Here is a 22,252-nt window from a genome sequence, read left to right on the forward strand (position 1 = left end):
CCCGTATAGCGGCAAGAGAGAGAAGACACTCATGCGAAGAAGATTTCGAACATCGGCAGTGGTCGTCTGCGTGACGGCGGCCGCATTGCTCCCCGCGGCACCGTCGTGGGCACTGGAAACGACACCGCCGACGATCAACGCGGCGACGCTGTCGCCCGCTGCGCCGACCGGCCAGAACAACTGGTACCGCGGCCCGGTGACGCTGAACGTGTCGGCGACCGACGACGTCGGCATCGCCAAGTTCCAGTACTCGCTCAACGGCGGCGCCGCCTACATCGACGTGCCCGTCGAGGGCGCGCCGGCGTCGGCCACGGCGTCGGCGGTGATCACGCAGGAAGGCAACACCAGCGTCCGGTACCGCGCGGTCGACACGTCCGGAAACATCTCGGCGTTCCGCTCGATCTCGGTCCGGATCGACACGCGCGCGCCGGCTGCATCGTACCCGGCGATCACCGACGGTCACGTCGGTCACGTCGCCACACTTATCCCGACGCGCACGGACCCCGCCCCCGGCTCGGGCGGAGTGGCTGTGCTGAACATGTACCTGGACGGCAAGCTGGTCCCGCCGTTGCCGGTGCAGACCGCCGACCTGTCGTTCGGCGTGCACACGCTCGCGGTGCATCTCTCCGACGCTGCTTCCAACAGCGCGAAGTACACGCAGACGTTCATCGTGACGACGTCGTTCGCGGACGTCGGCACGCTGATCGGCCGGTTCGTGACCGCCGGCAGTGTCTCGGCGGAGGTCGGCGCGGCGCTCCAAGCCAAGCTCGACCAGTCGAAGGCGCTCGCCGACGCCGGTTCGGCCAAGCGCGCGGGCCAGGTCCTGAACGAGTTCGTCTCGATCGCCGGCGACCAGATCGCGCCCGGCTCGGCCCGCAGCACACTCGTGGGCGATGCGCGTTACCTGATCGACCAGCTCAACGGCCGGCTCGCGCCGGAGCCCGCGACGGGCCTCGCGTCTGAGCCCGCGGAGGGCCCGAAGTTCATCCCGGACCCGGTGCTCGCCCCGCTCCCGCACAACCCGGACGCCGACTACAACGTCCTGGTCTTCTCCAGGACGACGGGCTTCCGGCACGACCACATCCCGCACACCGTGGCCGCGATCCAGAAGCTCGGCATCGCGCACAACTTCAACGTCGACGTCTACGACCCGCAACTGCCGACCGTCACGCTGCCCACGAGCCCGTTCCTGAGCCTCGACACGCTCAAGCAGTACGACACGATCGTCTTCGAGTCCAACGTCGGGCACCCGGGCCCGCTCAATGCGAGCACCGAGCAGCCGAACTTCGAGGCCTACATGAACCAGGGCGGCGGCTATGTCGGCATCCACGGCGCCGCCGACTCGTTCGAGATCGGCACCTGGCCGTGGTACGGCAACCTCGTCGGTGGGTTCTTCACCAACCATCCGAACGGCCAGAACGGGTTCGGCCAGTGCGGCAGCTGCATCCACACCGAGGTGGTGACCGAAGACAACACGCACCCGGCGACCGCGCATCTGCCTGCCCGGTGGATGACGGTCGACGAGCTCTACAACTTCGACCGCAACATGCGGGCCGACGTGCACACGCTGCTGAGCCTCAACGAGGCCAGCTACCAGCGCAGCCTCAACAGCGGCAACGCGGCCACCAACCCGCTGCGGCTGATGAACGGCGACCACCCGATCGCGTGGTGCCAGAACTGGGGCGGTGGCAAGGCGTTCTCGAACATCCTCGGCCACTTCCGGACGCAGTACTACGACGACTCGTTCATGCAGATCATCCTCGGCGGGATCGAGACGACCGCCGACCGCACGGACGCCAACTGCTCGTCCTACCGCGAGACCAGCCTGCTGATCGAGGCTGACCGAGCGGCCGGGCTGCTGACCGCGGACGCCGCGGACGCCGCCGATGCCGCCCTGGACATCGCGCGGGACAGCTACCTGGCAACCAACTACACCACCGCCATCCCGGCGCTGAACTCGATCGTCGACCTGGCGAACGACGAGGCCTCCGGCGACGCTGCGGCGCGTTCCGAGCTCGCGCGGCAGGCGCGCGCGCTGCGGGAGTGGATGCAGAACCTCAACCGCTGACCGTTCACGCGGCGGGGGCGGTGGATCGCCGCCCCCGCCGCGGGGACTTTTGCGCTATCGCGACGTCCGCTGCGGTCCAGAACGGACGACGTAGCCGACGAACGTGAGGTCGCCGCGCACTGAGCGGATCTGCCGCGAGCGGTGGGGCCGTACGGATCTTTGTCGGAGGCGCTGATTGATGGGGCAGGCGGGGCTTGAACCCGCGACCGGCGTCCTATTAGGACGTTGAGCTACTGCCCCTGAGGATCGACGGCGCGAGATTGTCTAGCTCTCGGGGGCGGCGACCCAGCTCGCGATCTGAGTACGCGAGTGGAAGCCCAGCTTGTTCAGGATGTTGCGCACGTGGCTCTCGACCGTGCGTTCGGAGATGAACAGCCGCGCACCGATGTCCTTGTTGCTCAGGCCTTCGGCCACCAGCCCGGCGACGTTCTTCTCGCGCTGTGTCAACGGACCGTTCGGGCTCGGGGCGGCCACCTCACGCAGCGCCAGCCGCAGCGCGTCGGCACGGTTCATCCGCAGGCCGTCGCGGAGCGCGGACTCGAAGCGCGCTGGACCGAGAGCCGCCCGCACCGATTCGGTCGCCGAGGACAGGGCGGGTGCCATTCCACTGTTGACGATCACACCCACCTCGACACGCAGCCCGTCCATGGCCCCGAGCAGCCGGGCCGCACGCTGTGGGTCGCGAACCGACGCGGCGCACGCGCCGAGGCCGCCGAGCAGGTAACACTGCGCGACCCGGTCGTCTACCTGGCGGGCGATCGGCAGCGCCTCGACGAACCGACGCTCCGCATCGTCGGCGTCACCGGTGCGCAGTGCGGCGAAGCCCTGGTTCAGCAGCATCCACGTGAGGCTGTACAGATCGCCCGCCCGGCGACTCAGCCGCGCGCCGTCGGCGGCTGCGGAACAGGCGGTCTCGAGATCACCGTCTCCGAGTGCGTTGAGGGTCCGTGCCTGATGCACCATCAGCGCGGCACCGACATCGTCCCGGTCGGCGGACAGGGCTACCGCTTCGTCGAGCAGCCGTTCGGCGGACGGACGGTCGCCTGCCATGTTCGCCGCGATCGCTGCCATCGCGAGCAGCTGGCACAGGACGTCCGGCTGCCCGGCCGCGCGAGCGGCGAGCACGCCACGCTCCAACACCGGCACGGCGACGACCGGGTCGCTCTGCAGCACGGCCAGGAAGCCGCGGACGAAGTAGGTCCACGGCGACGCCGCCGCGGGAGCGAATTCGTCGAGCCATCGGACGCCCTCGGTTGTGGCGCGGGTGACCCAGTACCAGATCAGGCTGGTGGCCAGAGCGACGCCGCGCACGTCGGCGGAGAACGCCCGCAGCAAAGCCCGGACGTTGTCGATCTCCGGCTCGATCCATGTCAGCCACTCCACCAGCCGGTACCGGCCTTCGGCACCGAATCGTGCGCATCGTTGCAGGTAGTGGTCCGCCCAGCGCTCTTCGAGGCCATCCGGGGAACGCATCGAGCTGGCGTATTGGCGCATGGTCTCGTGCAGGCGGTAGACGGCCGTGCCCGCGGCGAGCTCTCGCTGCAGCAGCGACTTGTCAACCAGCGAGGACACCAGTTCGACGCTCTGCGCCGCCGGCACCTCACCGAAGCAGCACACCGCCTCGATGTCGTCGAGCGTGAACCGGCCGGCGAACACCGACAGCCGGGACATCAGTGCCTGTTCGGCCGAAGTCAGCTGGTCGTAGCTCCACTGGAGGGTGGTGCGCAGCGTCTCGTGGCGGGGCAGGGCCGCCCTGGTGCCGCGGGCGAGCAGCGCGAACGGGTCGTGCAGCCGGTCGAGGATCTGTGCGGGGGCGAGCACCCGGGTCCGGGCCGCCGCCAGCTCGATCGCCAGGGGCAACCCGTCGAGGCGCCGGCACAGGTCCACCACGGCCGCCTGGTTGGTGTCGGTGAGCTCGAAGTCGCCCGACGCGGCCGCCGCACGCTCGACGAAGAGCCGAACCGCTTCGTTTTCGCGCAGGCGCTCCAGCGGATCGTCCGCCGGCAGCGACAACGGCGGCACCGGCAGCACGTGTTCCCCGGCAGCCCGGAGCGGCGCCTGGCTGGTGGCGATCACCCGAACCGCCGGCGCCGCCCGGAGCACCTCGCCGATCAGCGTGGCCGCGGCGTCGAGCAGGTGCTCGCAGTTGTCGACGACGAGCAGCAGCTCGGCGTCGCGGAGGTGCCGGAGCAACAGTTCACTCGGTGCGGAGGCGGCCTGGTCGCGCAGGTCGAGGGCCGCCATCGCGGTGTGGGTCACCAGCGCCGGATCGCGCAGCTTACCGAGTTCGACCAGCCACGCGCCGTCCCGGAACCCGCGGGCGAGGTCGGTGGCGAGACGGAGCGCGAGGCGCGTCTTGCCCACGCCACCGGGCCCGACCAAGCTCACCAGACGCCCGTCGGCCAGCTTCCTCCTCGCCTCGGCCAGCTCACGGCGGCGACCGACGAAACTCGTGGCCTCGGCGGGGAGGTTGCCCGGTCGTCGACTGCGGGTGGCCACGACACGACGGTACTCAGTACCGGCTCCGTACTTCCACTGATGAGCGTCGACCGCGTTCTTCCTACCGTTGGCCCATGACCACGAATGCCCTGGTGGAAGATGTCGCCTTGTCATTGCCGCGCCTGTACGCGCTGCGCTTCGGGTACTCCCTGCTCGCAATCTTCCTCGCGATCGAAACGTGGCCGGTCGTCCTGAACCACGACTCGTCTTGGAAAGGGACAGAGAGCCTCGTCTACTGCATACTGGCGGCGATATCGCTCCTGGCATTCGTCGGCCTGCGCCACCCCGTGACGATGCTCCCGCTGCTCCTGTTCGAGTCGGCCTGGAAGCTGATCTGGCTGAGCGCGGTGGCCCTGCCCGCGTGGCTCTCCGACCGGATGGACGACGAGACGTGGGGGTACACGACCTCGTCCCTTCTCGTCGTCATCTTCCTGGCGGTGGTGCCGTGGCCGCACGTCTACCGGCAGTACGTCCTCACCCCTGGCGAGCGGTGGCGCTGAGCCGGGCTCCGGATGTCCCAGTCTTCCAGCCGTAGCGCGCTATGACGCGGTCGCGCCGCGCTGGCGGCACGTGTCGGCCCGGGCTTTCATGAGGGCGCGTTCGGTGCCGTTGGCGGCGAGTTCGGCGGCGCGGTCGAACTGGGCGGCCGCCTCTGGGTAGTGGCCGAGCCGCGCGAGCAGGTCGCCGCGGACGGCCGGGACGAGGTGGAAGCCGGGTAGTGCGGGCTCGATCTCGTCGACGATGGTGAGGCCGGCCTGTGGGCCTTGGGCCATGGCCACCGCGACGGCGCGGTTCAGCTCGACCACCGCTGAGCCGGTCGCCTGGTGCAGTGTGCCGTAGAGTGCTGCGATCCGCGCCCAGTCGGTGGTTTCCACTGAGGACGCTCGTGCGTGTTCGGCGGCGATCGCTGCCTGCAGTACGTACGGTCCGCCGCCGCCCAGTGAGAGGGCGACGCGCAGCGCGGCGTCACCGCGGGAGATCGCCGATCGGTCCCACCGCCGGCGATCCTGGTCGGTCAGCAGCACAGGGTGGCCGGCCGGGTCGATGCGCGCCGTTAGCCGCGACGACTGGAGCTCGAGCAGGGCGAGCAGGCCGTACGCCTCTGGTTCGCGGGGTGTGACGGTGATGAGCAGGGCGGCCAGTCGGACGGCCTCCGCGCACAGTGCCGGCCGGGTCCAGTCGATGCCGGCGGTGGCCGCATACCCCTCGTTGAAGAGCAGGTAGATCACGGACATGACTGAGGCGAGGCGGGCTATCCGCTCCGCGCCGGTCGGCTCCTCCAGCGCCGCGACCGTGGTGTGCAGTGTCCGCTTGGCGCGGGAGATGCGGGTGGCCACGGTGGCTTCGGAGGTCAGGTAGGCGCGGGCGATCTCGCGCGTGGTCAGGCCCGCCACGAGCCGTAGGGTGAGCACCGTGCGCGTGTCGTCGGTCAGCGACGGGTGGCAGCAGACGAACATCAGCCGCAGGACGTCGTCCTCCAGGCGGTCCACCGCGAACTCCTCGTCGTAAGCCTCGGCGGTGCCGGCCGCAAGCGTCGCGTACGCCCGCAGTTGCCGCTCGCCGGAGCGAAGATGGTTGATGGCCCGGCGCTTGGCGGCGGTCATCAGCCAAGCGCCCGGGTTATCGGGCACCCCCTCGGCCGGCCACTGGGCCAACGCCGCGGCCAGCGCCTCCTGGGCCAGGTCCTCGGCGCGGTCGAGGTCTCGGGTAATGCGCAGCAGCGCGCCGAGCAGGCGTGACGACTCCAGCCGCCACACCCGCTCGACAGCCCTTGCGGTGTCGTTCGTCGTCACTGGCCGGCCGGTGGGCGCCCGTCGAGCACGGTGCGGACCTCGACCCAGCCCTCCCAGCCCGGCCAGGTGCTGCGGTGTGCCTCGAGGAAGTCCTCGGCCTTCTTCGCGGCCGCTGCGACGTCGGGCACCTCGTAGACCGCGTACCCGCCGACCAGCTCCCGGGTCTCCACGAACGGGCCATCCGTGGTGGTGACGCTGTCGGCGGCCAGGCGGACGACGGCGCCCGCCTCGATCGGCAACAGGCCGCCGATCTCGACGAGGCTACCGTTGGCGGTGTTCTCCGCGCCGAGGGCGCCGATCGCCGCGAACAGCTCCGCGGGCGGCTCGGCGGTGGGCCGGGTGACCTCGTGCACCAGCAACATGTACTTCACGGTGGCTCCTTCAGGCTGTAACGGCCCTGGGACGGGCCGCTCTCACCCATGCGTCACCGGCGGCGGCCGGTTCTTGACATCATCGCCGAGAAATTCTCGTACCGGTCGGCTTCGCGTGGGCCGGGCGCATCCGTCCGGGGACTGAGGCGAGTGTCGCGCAGGTGTCGCAGCAGCAGCGCCGTGTAGATCCACGCGCCGGTGAGCACGACGTAGAGCAGCACGGTGCCGAATGGCGTCGTCAGGCAAGCCGCCGTGACCACCAGCGCGGCCGCCGCGCCGGCACAGCCCCAGGCCATGCCGGCTTGCGCGCGGTTGGCTCGCTGGCCGCCCGAGAGGCGGCGCCCGCCCCGCGCGAACCAGCGGGCCAACACGACGAGCAGCGCCACCACGACACGATCGAGAGGCCGAACCCAAGCCCGTGCAGATGGCCGTGGGTGGTGACGGTCTGCGGCAGGCCCGGCGGCGCGCCCGCGGGAAAGCCGTTCGACGGGTCGAGGGTGAACAGCCCGGCGACAACCTGGCCGAGCCCGTGGGCGGCCAGCAGCGCCGCGGCGGCGTATGCGGTCCGGCCGGTCAGGGCACGCACGAGGGCGGTCGCCGCGACGATGTGTGCCAACCCCATCAGCACGAAGTTCGCCTGCTGTAGCGGGCCGGTCGGACCGATGCTCAAGTAGCTGAACGCGTGCTCGGTGAGGTCGAGGCCCGGGTTGAACGGCAGCTGCACCGCACTGACGAGCAGGAACAGCGGGGCCGCGAGCACACCGGCGGTGAGCCGGATCCGGGCTGAGTCACGGACGGGTGCGACGGTGGTCATCGGCTCTCCCTGAGATCGCGAAGTCGCCGATCGCGGCGGCGAGGGCAGGCATGGACACGTTGTGGCCCTGACCGGGCAGGGTGAGCCGGGTGGCGTGTGGCAGGTGCCCGGCGAGCGCGTCGGCGGCGGCACCGGCGCCGGCGGGGCTCTTCCCGCCGTCGATCACCAGCACCGGCACGGGAACGTCCCGCCACGGCTGGGGATCCAGGGGACGCCCCGCGAGCGTCTCGCCCATGACCGCATGGTCGGCCGGAAGCGTGTGGGCCACGGCCGTGAGATCCCGCCAGAACGGCGCCAGGCGCATCAGCAGTACGGCCGGGGCTGGCGCGCCCATACCCCGCGTCATGAACAGGCGAACGGCCTTCGACCGCTTGCCCGCCGCGACCAGCCGGGCCACCCGCTCTGCCAGGTCGGCCGGCGGAACCCGGCCGCCGAGGACGAACGGGGGCTGGTAGACGGCAAGACTCCGCATGGGCACGCCGGCCGCGGCGGCCCGCAGGCTGAGCACGCCGCCCGATGACATGCCGAACACGTGCGCCGGTCCGCCACTGGCATGAGCGACGACGGCCCGCAGGTCCGCCATCTCCAGCGCCACCGACGTGGCCGGGCCCGGCTCGCTGTCCGCGCGCCCGCGCCGGTCGTACCCGACCACAGTGAAGTCGTCCGCGAGTAGCTGTGCCAGCTCGACGAAGCCCTTCCACCGCCGGAAGCTGAACGCCCCACCGACGAGGACGAGCGGCGGCCCTGACCCGAGCACGTCGAGCGCCAGCCGGGTGCCGTCAGCGGAACGCACATGGTCGACGATCACGCGGTGGCTCATCGGTCCCCTTCCTCGGTGGCGGCGGCGCGGGAATAGACGTTGTGCACGACTCCGTTCGCGAAGGCACGCGTCGCGACGAGGTCCAGGCCCACCGCCGCGGCGCCGTTCTCGAACAGGTGCTTGCCGTTGCCGACGACGACCGGGTGCACCAGCAGGTGCAGCTCATCCACGAGGCCGGCGCTGAGCAGGTGCCGGGTGAGGGTCCCGCTGCCGTTGACCGCGATCCGCCCACCGGGCCGCGCCTTGAGGTCGGCCACCGCGGCGAGAACGTCGCCGGTGAGCACAGTGGACGGTGCCCAGCCGACATCCGCGCCGCTGCCGGTCACGACGTACTTGCGCGTGCTGTTGATGAAGTCGGCCAGTGGGTAGCCCGACTGGCCCGGCCAGAAAGCCTTCCACTCCTCGAACGTGCGCCGGCCCATGAGAAGCGCGTCGACGTCCTTGGTGGCGTCGCCGACCACGTCCATGACCTCGGCGCCGGCGTACGGAAAATGCCAGTTCTGGGGCGCGTCGACGACGCCGTCGAGGCTGATGAAGTAACTGGCGAAGAGGGTGCGCATATCAGCGGCTCCTAAGTGGTGAGTGCGAGATGACGTCGGCCGAGGTCCGGATGGGGCACGATCGGCCACAGGTAGAGGCAGGCGGCCGCGAGCCACCCGTACGATGCGAGGACCGCCACCCACAGCAGGGCGACCCCGCCGGCGCTTTGCGCCAGCGCCGCACCGCCGATGAACCCACCGAGGATGACGACCGCGGCCGCCCGGAAGCCGCGCGCCGAGGCGCGGTCGTCGCGGGCCGCGGCCCAGCGGGAAAGGCTGAGCGCGCCGATCGCGACGCTGACGAACTGCACCAGCCCGAACGCCAGGTGCAGTAACCCGGAGGCGGTCACGTGTGCGTGCGCGCCGGCGGGGAAGCTGTCCACCGGATCGGGGGCGAACGCGGCGCCGCCAAACAGCCCGAGGGAGTAGAGGCCGAGCAGGCGGCCGGCTCCGGCCCCACCGCCCGCGGGCACCATCGCCTGACGGACCCCGATGGCGGCAAGGAGGCAAAGCAGGCCGTTGACGGCCAGGTCGGCCCGCTGCATCCACCCGCCGTCGCCGAGCATGAGCAGGCTCAACGCGTGTTCGCCCAGCTCGAACCCGTCCCGGGTGAGCGCCAACGCGAGGCCGACCGCGAGGTAGATCGGGCCGGCCAGCACCCCCCAGCCGAGCATCGAGCGGGTCACGGCACTGCCGATGTCGAGTTGTTTCATGCCCGTACGTCACGCCGACCACGCCGATCTCGACATCGCCGGAGAAAGTTTCGGTGGCGATGTCAAGAACCGCGGCTCCACAGCGACGTAAGAGACGAGGAAAGGAGGTACACGTGCCCCTCGTCACCATGAGCCGCAGGCGGGCCGGTGGAATCATCGCGGCCCTGGCCGTATTCGTCATCGCACTTGCACTCCAAGACGTCCTGCGGAGCGACGTGTCCGCCATCCGGCACTGGATCAGCCACCTGTCCCTCGGCCCATGGGCGGGGTCAATATCGCTGGCCTGTTGCTCACGGGCGCGGCGGCGGCTGCTCTCGTGCGCCCGGTTCGAGTCGCCACACCGTCGCGGTGGCCGGCCGTAATGGTCGCGGTCGCGGCGACCGGCCTCGTCCTGGCCGCTGCCTTCGTCTCTGACGCGCCACCCGGCACCCGCTACGCGGAGGAGGCGACATGGCACGGCCAACTGCACGACCTTGGCGGCGGACTAACCTTCCTGGGCCTGTTCGGCACCTGCCTGGCCACGCGGCGCCTGGCGACGCCGCCGTGGGGTGTGGTCTTCGCTGTCATCGTCGCCCTCGGCTTCGTCACGGCCAGTGCCATGGCGGCCGCGTCGTTCGCCGTGAACGGGCCAGCGCTGCCCAGTGGGATCGCCGAGCGTGTGGCGTTGTTGGCGGGTCTTGCCTGGCTCGCGTTTCTCGCCCACCGACTAAGCAAAGGAGTAGATCGATGAGCTTCCAGGGGTACCTCAACACCATCAAGGCCAGGACCGGCCTTGGACCCCACGACTTCCGCCGGCTCGCCGCCGAGCGAGGACTCGACCGGCCAGGTACCAAGGCCGCCGCGGTCATCGCCTGGCTGGCAGAGGAGTATGGCCTCGGACGTGGCCACGCGATGGCGATCGTGGCCGTACTCAAGGGCGAGGCGCCGGTGCTCGACGCCGACCATCGGGCCGACTAGGTGACCTGACCAGCTCAGAGCTGACCTGTCGTTGAGATTGATTGATTTCCATGTCACGCTGGGTGCATGCGTACCGTAGCCGCGTCGGGTCGTGCCGTGACCATCGCCATGACCGCCCTTCTGGTGACCGGTACCCTCGTCGCCGCGCCTACCCCCGCGGCCGCGGCCGCCTCCTGCGGCGTCACGTACGTGAAGACCTGGGACAGCGGCGGCAGGTTCGGCGCGGCCGTCACCATCACCAACACCGGTGACGCGCTCGACGGCTGGACGCTCGCCTTCACGTTCGCCGGCGACCAGCGCGTCACGACCGGATGGCCGGTGACGTGGACCCAGGCGGTCGGCAGCCGGCAGGTCACCGTGGCCAGCAACGCGCCTTGGAACGCGCGACTGGCACCCGGCGCGCTTATCGCGATCGGCTTCAACGCGAGCTACACCGGCGCGAACACCGACCCCACCGAGTTCACCCTCAACGGGGTGGCCTGCGGCAGCGGGCAGAACCAGCCCCCGTCGGTGCACGTCACGAGCCCGACACCCGACCAGGTCTACCTGTCGGGCCAGGCGATCCTGCTCGGCGCGACGGCGAGCGACGACCACGGCGTGGCCCGCGTCGACTTCCACCTCGACGGCACGCTCGTCGGCTCCGACACCACCATGCCGTTCGGCACCATAGTGGAAGGCGTACCCGCCGGCCAGCACGTCGCCAGGGTCACCGTGTACGACAACGGGATACCGCCGCTGACCCGGAGCGAGGAGGTGCGGTTCCGGGTGGACGGGCCGCAGCCGCAGCCGGCCAACCCATACGCGGGCGCCCGGGTGTACGTCGATCCGGAGTGGCGCGCGAAGGCGCTGGCCGAGCCCGGCGGCGACCGGGTCGCGCACCAGCCGACGGCGGTGTGGCTGGACAGCATCGCCTCGATCGCGGGCGGGCGGGGCCACGCCGACCACCGCTCGATGAGCTTGGCCGAGCACCTCGACCAGGCGGTCGTGCAGGCGGGCGGCGAGCCGCTGGTCGTGCAACTCGTCCTCTACGACCTGCCTGGTCGCAACTGCGGCCGGTTGGCCTCCGACGGGGAGCTCGGCCCCAACGACCTGGCCTTGTACAAGGCGGAGTTCATCGACCCGATCGCCGGGATCCTGGCCCGCCCGCAGTACGCCGACCTGCGGATCGTGACCGTCATCGAGCCGGACTCGCTGCCGAACCTCGTCGTCAGCACCGGCACACGGCCCAGCGCGACCCCGCTCTGCAACACAATGTTGGCCAACAACGGCTACGTCGACGGGGTCGGGTACGCCCTCGCCAAGCTCGGCGCGCTGCCGAACGTCTTCAACTACCTCGACGTCACGCATCACGGCATGATCGGCTGGGACGACAACCTCGGTCCCAGCCTGCAGTTGATGGCCCGTGCCGCCCGGGCGTCCGGCAGCAGCCCGGCCAATGTGGACGGCTTCGTCACGAACACCGCCAACTACTCGGCCCTGCGCGAGCCGTTCATCCCGATGGTCCAGCCGTACACCTACTCCAAGTGGATCGACTGGAACAGGTTCAACGAGGAGTTCGCCTTTGCCCAGGCGCTGCGGACCCCGCTCGTCCAGCTCGGCTTCCCCGCGGACATCGGATTCGTCATCGACACCTCACGCAACGGGTGGGGCGGGCCGACGCGGCCCGTCGGGCCGTCGACGTCGACGGACTCGAACCAGTTCGTCGACCAGTCGCGGATCGACCGGCGGCTCCACAAGGGCAACTACTGCAACCAGGCCGGCGCCGGCCTCGGCGAGCGCCCCGTAGCGGCGCCTGAGCCGGGCGTCGACGCCTACGCCTGGATCAAGCCGCCGGGCGAGTCCGACGGTGCCAGCACGCAAATCCCGGGCGCGGCCTTCGACCGCATGTGCGACCCCACGTACAACGCGTGCGTGTGCGGGAGCAACCGCCCGACCGGTGCGCTGCCCGGCGCACCGCCCTACGGCGCATGGTTCCCGGCACAGTTCCGGGAGCTGATGGCGAAAGCGCACCCGCCGCTCGGCTGACGACCCCAACGCCCCCGCCCGGCGCGAGCCGCACGATCATCGCCCGCGCGCATGGCCCGCCACGGCTGTCGTTGAGCCATCCCCGCGAAACCGTTTGTCACGATGGGCAGCTGCCTGCGGATCCGTGCGAATCGACTGGGTCTAGTGCGACGTGGACGCCCACGGGCCGACACCGCCGATGCGTTCGACGGAGTAGCGCACGACGTAGCCGGGCCCCTTCGGCGCCGGGAACTCGGTGTCTGAGGAGATATAAACCTTCGTCAAGCGGTTGAGTAGATCCCACGCGTCGTCACTGCGTTGGACAACGGCCCGCGCCCGCAACACGGCGTACTCGTTCAAGAAGACGGTGCGCACCCGAGGCGCATCGAAGGACAACACGACCCGCGGGTCACGCTCGATGTTGCGCAGCTTCGCGTACCACGACATGTGACCACTGACGAGGTCGTCGCCGTCCAGCCCGATCCAGACCACGGTCACCTGAGGGCTCCCGTCAGCGTTGATAGTGCTCAGGTGAGCCATCGGGCCGGACTCGATCAAATCTCGCAGTTCATCCGGCAAACCGCTCATAGCGTGATGGTTTCTATCACGAGACCACGGTAGCCGCCCTCCGGCGCGCGCTTGATCACGCGCTCGGCCGAAGTTCGCAAGATTCGAGCCAACTCGCAGCGCGCCGCGCCATCTCAGCCCCGATCCACTCACTGACGCTGACGAGCGGATGCCGACTGACGACGTTGGTTTAGCGCCGTTCGGCTGACGCGGACCAGCCACAACATCGCGAAGTCCATGGCACATGTCGAACAGGAGGTCTGTGCGGGGTCTGGTTCTGGGGATGCCAGCCGGCAGGCCGGGCCTCTCAAAGGGCCGCCCGACCGGCTGGCGAGGTGATCGGCGGGAGTGGTTTCGGTGGTGTGCGTAGCGTGCGGGCTTATCGCCGGATACGGACGACCTCATCGGTTTGTATGGTGGTGCAGTTCGCTCCGGGGCAGGACTGGAGTTGGGTGGTCACGAGGGCGACGCCGGTGCGGAACGGGGCACCGTTGACATTTGCCAGGACGAGGATGGAGAACTGCTGTGGTTGGCCGGTGCAGGTGAAGCTCTGCGCCTGGGTGCCTTGGGCGACACGGTCGCCGGCTGCCTGGGTGACGGTGGGCGTAATGCCACCTACGTCTCCTTCGAAGCAGGTGGCGGTGATCTGTACCCTCACGGCGGCGCCGTTGGCGACAAGGGTCACCGAGCCAACGTCAAGGGCCAGAGTGGGGGCGGCACTGGCCGGTGAAACGGCGACCAGAACCAGAGAAGAAGTGGTTAGAAGAAGAACAAGGGCAGCGCGCAGCCGGGACATGAAACACCGCTTTCTGGATGTCTGGAAAGGCTAGAGACGAAGAATGCGCTGGGGGCATATGGCGCTGGTCGAATTCGGCGCAGATCGCGCAGCCGGTGCGTCAGACCGTATGTTCCCTTCGCCACGGCGTCCGGCCTTCACGGGCTCGTACTACGCCGAGGTCTTGGGCGACACGGTCAGCGTACCCCCGACCAAAGGTCATCAGAGAAAACCTGTCGCATTTTCCAAGGTAACCGAAACGTCATGGTCATTTCCGTCTGGGAGCTGCTTGCTTGTCGCGGTTACTTAACAGATCGAAGGCCAGGTCATCGGCCCGAATCGCATGGTTCGACGAGTACTGGTGGTTATGGGCCGCAGCAGAGAAGACGATGGGTCGAGCGCTGCCACGCGGCGCTTCTCCGTAGGTGGTTTGAGGCGCGACTGATCCAGGGTGACCCGGTGGCGGGGGAGGTGGGATACCGCGAGATGCGCCCGCGTTGACGGGGCTGGTCCACTGCTTACCCCTGACCGTGGGTCGACGTCGGTCGAGGACGGATCTCGTCTTCGGTCTGATGCTGATCGGGTTCGGGCTGGCGCTGCTGATCGGGGTGCCGGTCATCTGGGGTCAGGCCCGGAACGATCCCCGCGCGGGCGATCGGGCGAACTGGGCGCGCGGTGGCTACGCCGTCCTGAGCTCCCTCTCGATGTCGCTTTTCGGGCTGGTGGGTCTCGGCATGCTGATCTTCGGCCAGCCCGTCGACGAGGACGGAGACACCTACCGCGTGCCGGACAGCCCTCTGCAGGTGCGGATCTTCGGTGCTGTCCTCTTTCTGATGCCGGTCGGAGTGGTGATCTACGGCGCTTACCGGCGCCGCGGGCCCCGTTGCAGGGCCAGAGCTGCAGTCTGGGTTCGGCGCTGCCGTCGCCGGCCGTATTCATGCTGCGTCGAGGCACGGGACCGCGAAGTGGCTGGAGAGCTTGCCGGCGGGCGGGTTCAGATACGTGCTGGACGGAAGGTTGGCCCGGTCCTCCCGATGCGCAGGGTCACCACATCTGCGGATCTGGGCCTGCGTCCCCCGATGGCCAAGCTGATGAAGTAGGGCGTGTCGGAGGCGGCCGTTGGGTCGAACCCCCGCGCCGGTTTCAAAATGCGAAGCCCGCCACCGTCGCGTCGGACGATCGGCCCGCTACGTCGATGCCCGGCTTAAACCAGAAGCTGTGTTGTCCGGAGGTTCGGGAGTTGTCGCGCTAGATGTTGATCCCGGGACGGCGGCGATTGCGGCCGATCTGGCAGGGGACCCGCCGCTACGAATTGGGCAGGGTGGACCGGCCCCGCCCCGAAGCGGGACCGGGCCGGCTCGCGGACCTTCTAAACGGCACTCGTGAAGAAGAGCGCGCTGGTCCGGAAACCGTCGGGGATGACGAGGCCCTCCACCGTCGCGGCAGTACTGGAGGAACAGCGTCTGCGAGTACAGGAAGGCGCCGGTGGGCACCTCGAAGATGAACCACTCCGGCGTGTAGGTCTCGCAGATCTCGCCGGCCGCGGCCGCCATGTGAGGCGCGTACTGGCGCGGTGAATGCCAGCACACCGGACACAGCCATCGCCGGCGCGAGGCCGACTCGGAGCCTACGGAACGTTGATTCCTCCTGTTGAAACGGGTCAGCCGGACAGCGGTCGAGCCCTGTCCGCTTGCCGACACGTGCCGCTGGTGGCGATTGGCATCCAGGTGCGGATGGCAGGCGTACCACCTATGGGGCGCGATGTTCGTGAATGCGTGTCGGCGCGACTGACATGGAGTTCCGGGTCTTGGGGCCGGTCCAGATATGGGCGTGCGGCCAGCCGGTGCCGGCGGGTGAGCCGCGCCAGCGGGCCGTGTTGGCCATGTTGCTGATCGAAGCCGGCCGCACGGTCAGCATGCCGACGCTGGTGGACCGGATCTGGGACGACGAGCCTCCGGCACAGGCTTATCGATCGGTCCAGGCGCACGTCGCCCGGATCCGGCGGGCCCTGGAACGGGCGGCGGGCGCGGATTGCGGACGGGGTGGCGTTCCACCCAGCCAACCGCTGGTTCGCGGTCCCGGCGGCTACGTACTGTCGGTCACCGGCGAAGATGTGGATCTGCACCGGTTTCGGGCGCTGGTGGCCCGGTCCCATGATGCCGGCACGACGGACCGGGACCGCGCCGCACTGCTGCGCGAGGCGCTGGACCTGTGGCTCGGCGAGCCCTTGACCGGGGTGGCGGGGGCGTGGGCGGCGCGCACCCGCGACGTGCTGCGGCAGGAGCACGCGGACGCCTTGGTCGCATGGGCGCATGCTGAGGTACGCACCGGCAACGCGGCCGCCGCGGTTCGGCCGCTGACCGAGTTGCTCGACGAACGCCCGACCGACGAGTCCGTCGCCGCGGTGCTGATGCGGGTGCTCTACGCGGTGGGCCGTCCCTCGCAGGCGCTGGAGCGCTATGACCGGATCCGGCGGACACTGCGCGAGGAGCTCGGCACCGATCCGGGTCCGGAGCTGCGCGAGGTCCACCAGGCCGTGCTGCGGCACGACCTCGACACCGCGGCCGGCAAGAGTGCCCCGGCGCGGGCCGTTCCCGCGCAACTGCCCGCGGACGTGGGCGCGTTCACCGGTCGTAGCGCCGAACTGGCCGCGTTGGACAGCTTCGTCGACGCCGAGCCCACCACCGCACCGGTCATCGTCGGCATCACCGGTACGGCCGGCGTCGGCAAGACCGCCCTCGCCGTCCGCTGGGCGCACCTCGTCCGCGACCGGTACCCGGATGGCCAGCTCTACGTGAACCTGCGCGGCTACGATCCGCAGCGGCCGATGACGCCCGACGAGGTGTTGTCCATCTTCCTGGCGGCGCTGACGCCCGATGAGCGACACCTGCCGGCTGACGTCGAGGCGCGGGCCGCCCGGTACCGGACTGAAACGGCCGGCCGGCGAATGCTTGTCATCCTCGACAACGCGTCCACAGTGGAGCAGGTTCGCCTGCTGCTACCCGGTTCGCCGGGCTGCACGGTCCTGATCACCAGCCGGAGTTCCCTCGCCGGTCTGGTGGCTCTGCACGACGCGGGACGCGTGATGCTCAGTCCGTTGCCGACCCCGGACGCGACGTCACTGCTTCGCCGCCTCGTCGGCTCGGCGGTGGAGGACGAACCCGAAGCGTCGAGGGCGCTCGTGCGTCATTGCGACGGGCTTCCACTGGCGCTGCGGATCACCGCCGAGCTCGCGCTGTCCAGGCCGGCCATCTCCCTGGCCGCGCTGGCTGCGGAGCTTGCCGAAAAGCAACGCCGGCTGGAGCTGCTCAGCAGCGGAGGCGATCCGCGAGCAGCGGTGCGGACGGTCTTTTCCTGGTCGGTACAGCACCTCGCGGTGTCAAGCGCCCAGACGTTCGCGCTACTGGGCCTTCATCCGGGCAGCGAATTCGACGCCTACGCCGTTGCCGCACTCGCCGACACCGACCTCGATGACGCCGGCCGCCGGCTGGACGGGCTGGCCCGCGCCCACCTGGTCCACCGGGTCGGCAACCGCCAATTTGGCATTCACGACCTACTCCACGTGTACGCCACGCGGCTCGCCACCGCACCCGCCGCTGACCCCGATGCCCTCGAACCGCCGGTCGATGCCCCAGCGGCGTCCCGTCGGCTGGTGGACTACTACCTGGCCGCATCGGCCGCCGCGATGAACGTGTTGCATCCGGGCGAAGCCGCCCGGCGTCCGCCCGTACCCCCACCGGCCACGCCCGTCCCGTCCTTTCCCGACCGGGCGGCGGCGCAGGAGTGGCTCAACGTCGAGCTACCCAACCTGGTGGCTGTCTCCGCCTATGCGGCCACAGTGGACTGCCTGACCCAGGCGGTTCAGTTGTCGCCGGTGCTCTTCCGGTACCTCGACGACGGCCACGACGCCGCTGCCGTGTCCGTCCACCAGCAGGCCCGCGACGCCGCGCACCGCCTCGGCGACCGGACCGGCGAGGCGGTGGCGATGGTCGCCCTCGGCGCCGCGCACACCCAGGCCGGACGGTACGCGGCCGCGGTCGACGAACTGAACCGGGCCGTGCACGCGGCACGCGACGGCGGTGACCGGCTCGCCGAGGCCCGGGCGGTGGGCAACCTCGGCCAGCTCCACGAGCGGTTCGGACGATACCGATCAAGCAGCGCACACTACCGGCGGGCACTCGCGCTGTACCGGCAGGTCGGCGACCGGGTCGGCCTGGCGCATGCCCTGACCCGGCTGGGCGTCGTGGGGGCCAGGCTGGGGCGCCACAACGACGCCCACGGCCATCTGCGGCACGCGTTGCGGTTGCACAGGCAGGCCGGGCACCGGTTCGGCGAGGCATGGGCACTGCTCGGCCTCGCCGAACTGGACGCCCGCACCGGACGACCGCAGACCGCGGCCGAACGGTCCCGGCAGGCGGTGACGCAGTTCCGCGAGCTCGGCCACCGAACCAGCGAAGCGTGGGCCCTGACCGGACTCGGCACCGCCGAGCGGCTCCTCGGCCGCTACGCCCAGGCCCGCGACCGGCACCTGCACGCTCTGCACCTGTTCCGCGAGCTGGGCGACGACGACGGACAGGCCTCTGCCCTCAACGGCCTCGGCGAGGCAGCCGACGTGGCCGGGCAGGCGCCCACCGCGCTCGCCTACTACCGCAGCGCGCTGGCGATCGCCACCCGGACCGGCGCCCGCGACGAGCAGGCCCGTGCGCACGCCGGACTGGCACGCGTCCACCAATCTGGACGTGAGGACAGCGCGGACGAGTCCACCTGAACATCGGTACAGCCGGCCACGATACGGCAGCGGGGAGTCCGGGGCGGCGACCGCGTCAGCGACGCGTCAAAGGAACGCATGCGTCCCGTCGTAGCTTCACGGGCACAGGTCGCGTGGAAGCCAGATCCGGCCGCTCAAGTCGGATCGGAAGGGACAAATGTGTTAGCACGGATTGTTGGCGCCGGCGCGCTGTTGGTGGGCGCGGTGCTGGCGCCGGCTCAGCCGGCGGGTGCGGCGGTAACCCCGCTCAAGGCGTCGGTCGTATGCGACGCCGCCACCGACACGGTCACTGCCAGCATCGTGGGCGATGCCTTCACCGAAGGTAGCCGCGTCACCGTCCACTTCGACGTGATCGCTGGCACCTACGTCAGCGCGACAACCCAGGGCCACATCCCTGAGAAGAACACCCGGGTGACGAAGCAGGCGACGGTGTCCGGCGGCAGTCTCTCGGTCATCGGGTACCAGCGGGCCTGGCCCTCGGCCAGCTATCGCTTCTACACCGAGACGGTGCGCGTCACGGTGCGCGACGACGCGACCGGTGTCGCCGTCCAGCGCGAGGGGTACTGCGCGTACGACACCCGCACGACGTACACGTTCACGTGCGACCAGGCGACCCAGACGCTGCGGCTGGTCGTGGCGGGCGGCGGTTACCTGGCGAACGCGGCCATCCGCGTGGTGTACACGCAGTCGTACGTCTCGCAGTACCGCCCAGAAGACCTGCGCTGGGGCACGACGTTGCCGGAAAAGGGCTACGGGGTGCGGGTCGCGGCCGACGGCAGCTGGTCGCACGTGGGTTACGAGGCGCGGGCCGGCGCCACGCCGCCTCACTACCTGTACGTCCATTTCGGCGTTCGCATCGAGCAGTACTACGACGGCATGCCCTTGGTGGTCGGGCGTGGCGAGGCGAGCTGCCTTTACAGCGACGGCAGCCGATGATCATCGAGGGTGGGGCGCCCCTGGCTACCTGAAGACGGCGAATTGTCGGCTGTATGAATCACGGTGAGCGCGGGTAGGTCGCTGCCGTTGGGAATTCCGGCCAGCCGGCTGGCTCACCGTAGGAGGCGGACAGGTGCGTGGAACATACGCGGCGGGGGTGGTCTGGCCATCGCCACGGCCGGAGGCGGCGCGGGTCCTGGTGTGCTTCACGTACTGCGGGGGTGGGCCGGCGGCGTACCGGGGATGGATGGGCGCTCTGCCCGCGGACGTGGACCTGGCACTCGTCTGCCTGCCCGGGCGGGAGCGCCGGATGGCGGAGCCGCCCGCGCAGCGGTGGGACGACCTGATGCGTGAGGCGCTCTCGGCGGCGCGCTCGGTCACCGCGCGGCCGTACGTGCTGTTCGGGCACAGCATGGGCGCCTGGGTCGCGTACGAGGCCGCGCTCGGGTTGGCCGCCGGCGGGCGCGGGCCCGAGGCACTCGTCGTCTCGGCCGCGAACGCGCCCAGCCGGGCCAGCGAGGAGCGGTTGCGCCCGCCGACGTCGCGCGCCGGTGACGAGGAGTTGCTGGGCTGGATGTCGAGGGCCGGCCAGCTGCCGCCGGCCGTGCTCGCCGACGACGGGCTGCGCCAGATGGCCCTCGACCTGTACCGGGCGGACAGGCGTGCCGCCGAGTCGTACGACTTCGTGCCCGGGCGGACCGTGGCCTGCCCGGTGCGCCGCCTTGCGGGGGAGGAGGACGCGGACGTGGACCCCGTCGACGGCGGGTGGTCGGCGCTGGCGGGCGGGGTGTATCGGGCGGAGGTCCTGCCCGGCGGCCACTTCTACACCGAGAAGGTGTGGGAGATGCTTCCGCTTTATATGGGCATTTAACGGGCGCACGCGCGCGTAATACCGTCGCTGTGCAGTCTCAAACCCCTCGTTTGTCACTACCCACGGTGACTTCATCACGGGAGATCAATGACGGGCGGCACTTGTTGGCGGCACCCCGAAACTCGGAGGCTGACACAGACGAACGGTCAGTGTCATCCAGCCGGAAGGGGCTTGCGTGGTGGAGAAGCGAAGTGCAGAGGGGGCCGCGACCACGTGGTTTCTCAGCGCACGTACGCGCGTGGGGACAACCGGCGCCCCTCTCACCACTGCCGGCGGGGCGCGTCCGGGTAATCCTCGGATCCGCCCGGCCGGCGGGCCGCCCAGCTCGCCCGGCGGGCACACGGGCGGCGGGCCGCTGCCGGCCGCCGCGCTGCCCCTGCTGCAGGCGCGGCTGGCGGCGCTGACCCGGCGATACGCCGTACCCGGGGCTCAGCTGGCCGTACACCGCCGGGGCACGACCGTCGCGATCGAGGTCGGCGAGCTGGAGCAGCGGACCGGCCGGCCGATGAGCCGGGACAGTGCCGTCCCGCTCGGCTCGATCACCAAGACCCTCACCGCCGCCCTGGCCCTCATCCTCGTCGCCGACGGCGACCTCGACCTGGACGCGCCGGTCGGTGAGTACCTGCCCGAGCTCGACGGGCTTGGCGACGAGGTGACGCTCCGGCGCCTGCTCAGCCACACCGCCGGGCTCGCCTCCGGCCCCGACTCCGCCGACGTCGACGGCGTTCCGGTGCGCCGCTACCTGGCCGACCACTGCCGCGCCGCCGACCTCGTGCTGCCGCCAGGCACGGGGTTCTCGTACTCCAACGCCGGTTACGTCACGGTCGGTGCGCTCATCGCGGAAGCGACCGGGATGGACTGGGCCGAGTCGATCTCCGCCATCCTGCTCGAGCCGCTGGGCATCGTCCCGGCGTTCGCGATCGACGGCGGCTCCACCACCGGCCGGCCCATCGCCACCGGGCACGCGAGCGGCGGCGGTCGGGCACGCCCGGTCCGCCAGACGCTCGCGCTCGTCGAGTCCGCCACCGGAGCACTCGCGGGGAGCGCCACGGACCTCGTCCGGCTCGGCGCGGCGCTGATCCAGCCGGCCGCCCGGGGCCCGCTGCCCGCCGAGCAGGCCGCGTGGATGCGCACGCCCGAGCCGGCCGCCGACCCGTTCGGCCTGGCCGACGGCTGGGGACTCGGCCTGGCCCTGTTCGAACACGACGGCCGGCGCTGGGTCGGCCACGACGGCAACGGCTTCGGCACCGCGTGCTACCTGCGCGCCGATCCCGTCGACGGGTGGGTCGTCGCGTTCACCAGCAACGGCACCGGCGGCGCCGCGCTGTGGCGCGACCTGTGCGCCCAGCTGCGCATGCTCGGCGTGCCACTGGGCGACGCGGGCGCCGACGATGTCGCCGCCGCGCCGGTGGTGGCGGTCCCGTGGGGGTGCGCCGGCACGTACGCCAACGGTGGCGTCGAGTTCGAGGTCTTCGCGCGGGACGGGCACGCCGTCCTCGCCGTCGACGACGCACCGCCGGTACCGATGACGTTCCACGATGGACTTGTCTTCTCCGTGCCAGACCCGGAGTCCGGCCGGCTCGTGCGCGGCGGGAGGTTCCGCCGCGACCCCGGCACCGGGGTCATCGACGCCCTGCAGATCGGCGGGCGCGTGGCCCGCCGCGACCGGACCGCACCGATTCGGCGCGCATCGATGATCGCCTGATCCCCGTTCACTTCCGTCCCTGCGGCCGCCCGCGCCCACACCGGCGCGGGCG

The 22,252-nt window shown here is 70.5% G+C and carries 20 protein-coding genes and 1 tRNA gene; 10 read left to right on the top strand and 11 right to left on the bottom strand.

The genetic code is table 11. The annotated features are described in order from the left end of the window. Positions 1-31: 31 nt before the first annotated feature. Positions 32-2,068 carry a ThuA domain-containing protein gene (locus tag Phou_RS37395; protein WP_173066280.1) on the top strand — a complete coding sequence of 679 codons (2,037 nt, stop codon included), beginning with the start codon at positions 32-34 and terminating at the stop codon, positions 2,066-2,068. A gap of 179 nt (positions 2,069-2,247) precedes the next feature. On the opposite strand, the gene Phou_RS37400 is transcribed toward Phou_RS37395, so the two are convergent. Together Phou_RS37400 and Phou_RS54735 are read right to left on the bottom strand one after the other, a co-directional pair. Then, positions 2,248-2,308, bottom strand: a tRNA-OTHER gene (locus tag Phou_RS37400). A 24-nt stretch (positions 2,309-2,332) separates the two neighbouring features. Next, the gene (locus Phou_RS54735) at positions 2,333-4,567 is read right to left on the bottom strand and encodes a helix-turn-helix transcriptional regulator (RefSeq protein ID WP_281365137.1); all 2,235 of its coding nucleotides are present in this window, start codon (positions 4,565-4,567) and stop codon (positions 2,333-2,335) included. 74 nt (positions 4,568-4,641) lie between these two features. Here Phou_RS54735 and Phou_RS37410 point away from each other — a divergent pair, with 74 nt between their 5' ends. Then, positions 4,642-5,067, top strand: coding sequence for a hypothetical protein (locus Phou_RS37410; RefSeq protein ID WP_173066286.1), 426 nt, complete (start codon positions 4,642-4,644; stop codon positions 5,065-5,067). 39 nt (positions 5,068-5,106) lie between these two features. Here the strand turns inward: Phou_RS37410 and Phou_RS37415 are convergent, their stop codons facing one another. The 7 genes from Phou_RS37415 to Phou_RS37445 all read right to left on the bottom strand — a co-directional run bounded on the left by Phou_RS37415 (position 5,107) and on the right by Phou_RS37445 (position 9,617). Then, positions 5,107-6,360: an RNA polymerase sigma factor gene (locus Phou_RS37415; protein ID WP_173066289.1), complete on the bottom strand. Its 1,254-nt coding sequence runs from the start codon at positions 6,358-6,360 to the stop codon at positions 5,107-5,109. Further along, positions 6,357-6,722 carry a YciI family protein gene (locus tag Phou_RS37420; protein ID WP_246274402.1) on the bottom strand — a complete coding sequence of 122 codons (366 nt, stop codon included), beginning with the start codon at positions 6,720-6,722 and terminating at the stop codon, positions 6,357-6,359. Before Phou_RS37420 ends, Phou_RS37415 begins: the two co-directional genes overlap by 4 nt. Positions 6,723-6,784: 62 nt before the next feature. Beyond that, positions 6,785-6,952: a hypothetical protein gene (locus tag Phou_RS37425; protein ID WP_173066295.1), complete on the bottom strand. Its 168-nt coding sequence runs from the start codon at positions 6,950-6,952 to the stop codon at positions 6,785-6,787. 17 nt (positions 6,953-6,969) lie between these two features. After that, on the bottom strand, positions 6,970-7,545 hold the full coding sequence (locus Phou_RS37430) for a DUF998 domain-containing protein (RefSeq protein WP_173066298.1): 576 nt from the start codon (positions 7,543-7,545) through the stop codon (positions 6,970-6,972). Continuing rightward, positions 7,520-8,365: an alpha/beta fold hydrolase gene (locus Phou_RS37435; protein ID WP_173066301.1), complete on the bottom strand. Its 846-nt coding sequence runs from the start codon at positions 8,363-8,365 to the stop codon at positions 7,520-7,522. The genes Phou_RS37430 and Phou_RS37435 overlap by 26 nt, the downstream gene beginning before the upstream one ends. Then, the gene (locus Phou_RS37440) at positions 8,362-8,925 is read right to left on the bottom strand and encodes a dihydrofolate reductase family protein (RefSeq protein ID WP_173066304.1); all 564 of its coding nucleotides are present in this window, start codon (positions 8,923-8,925) and stop codon (positions 8,362-8,364) included. Before Phou_RS37440 ends, Phou_RS37435 begins: the two co-directional genes overlap by 4 nt. Before the next feature lie 11 nt (positions 8,926-8,936). After that, a complete protein-coding gene (locus tag Phou_RS37445; protein WP_173066307.1) occupies positions 8,937-9,617 on the bottom strand; it encodes a DUF998 domain-containing protein in 681 nt (226 codons plus the stop codon). Between the two features lie 259 nt (positions 9,618-9,876). Here Phou_RS37445 and Phou_RS37450 point away from each other — a divergent pair, with 259 nt between their 5' ends. From Phou_RS37450 to Phou_RS37460, 3 genes are all read left to right on the top strand, one after another. Continuing rightward, positions 9,877-10,347: a DUF998 domain-containing protein gene (locus Phou_RS37450; RefSeq protein WP_173066310.1), complete on the top strand. Its 471-nt coding sequence runs from the start codon at positions 9,877-9,879 to the stop codon at positions 10,345-10,347. Beyond that, positions 10,344-10,574 carry a DUF4287 domain-containing protein gene (locus tag Phou_RS37455; protein ID WP_173066313.1) on the top strand — a complete coding sequence of 77 codons (231 nt, stop codon included), beginning with the start codon at positions 10,344-10,346 and terminating at the stop codon, positions 10,572-10,574. The genes Phou_RS37450 and Phou_RS37455 overlap by 4 nt, the downstream gene beginning before the upstream one ends. Before the next feature lie 66 nt (positions 10,575-10,640). Continuing rightward, complete coding sequence (locus tag Phou_RS37460) at positions 10,641-12,599, top strand: glycoside hydrolase family 6 protein (protein WP_246274162.1); 1,959 nt, start codon at positions 10,641-10,643, stop codon at positions 12,597-12,599. A gap of 141 nt (positions 12,600-12,740) precedes the next feature. On the opposite strand, the gene Phou_RS37465 is transcribed toward Phou_RS37460, so the two are convergent. Together Phou_RS37465 and Phou_RS37470 are read right to left on the bottom strand one after the other, a co-directional pair. Beyond that, positions 12,741-13,166 carry a PPOX class F420-dependent oxidoreductase gene (locus Phou_RS37465; protein ID WP_173066316.1) on the bottom strand — a complete coding sequence of 142 codons (426 nt, stop codon included), beginning with the start codon at positions 13,164-13,166 and terminating at the stop codon, positions 12,741-12,743. 358 nt (positions 13,167-13,524) lie between these two features. Then, on the bottom strand, positions 13,525-13,941 hold the full coding sequence (locus Phou_RS37470; RefSeq protein ID WP_173066318.1) for a hypothetical protein: 417 nt from the start codon (positions 13,939-13,941) through the stop codon (positions 13,525-13,527). A gap of 551 nt (positions 13,942-14,492) precedes the next feature. Between Phou_RS37470 and Phou_RS37475 the strand changes: the two genes are divergently transcribed. The 5 genes from Phou_RS37475 to Phou_RS37495 all read left to right on the top strand — a co-directional run bounded on the left by Phou_RS37475 (position 14,493) and on the right by Phou_RS37495 (position 22,200). Continuing rightward, positions 14,493-15,020: a hypothetical protein gene (locus Phou_RS37475; protein ID WP_173066321.1), complete on the top strand. Its 528-nt coding sequence runs from the start codon at positions 14,493-14,495 to the stop codon at positions 15,018-15,020. A gap of 692 nt (positions 15,021-15,712) precedes the next feature. Further along, on the top strand, positions 15,713-18,688 hold the full coding sequence (locus Phou_RS37480) for an AfsR/SARP family transcriptional regulator (protein WP_281365138.1): 2,976 nt from the start codon (positions 15,713-15,715) through the stop codon (positions 18,686-18,688). Positions 18,689-18,892: 204 nt separating this feature from the next. Next, positions 18,893-19,624 carry a hypothetical protein gene (locus tag Phou_RS37485; protein WP_173066327.1) on the top strand — a complete coding sequence of 244 codons (732 nt, stop codon included), beginning with the start codon at positions 18,893-18,895 and terminating at the stop codon, positions 19,622-19,624. 133 nt (positions 19,625-19,757) lie between these two features. Next, the gene (locus tag Phou_RS37490; RefSeq protein WP_218579445.1) at positions 19,758-20,495 is read left to right on the top strand and encodes a thioesterase II family protein; all 738 of its coding nucleotides are present in this window, start codon (positions 19,758-19,760) and stop codon (positions 20,493-20,495) included. 238 nt (positions 20,496-20,733) lie between these two features. Further along, complete coding sequence (locus Phou_RS37495; protein WP_218579446.1) at positions 20,734-22,200, top strand: serine hydrolase domain-containing protein; 1,467 nt, start codon at positions 20,734-20,736, stop codon at positions 22,198-22,200. Positions 22,201-22,252 lie beyond the last annotated feature (52 nt).

The sequence above is a fragment of the Phytohabitans houttuyneae genome (assembly GCF_011764425.1).
GTDB lineage: Bacteria > Actinomycetota > Actinomycetes > Mycobacteriales > Micromonosporaceae > Phytohabitans > Phytohabitans houttuyneae.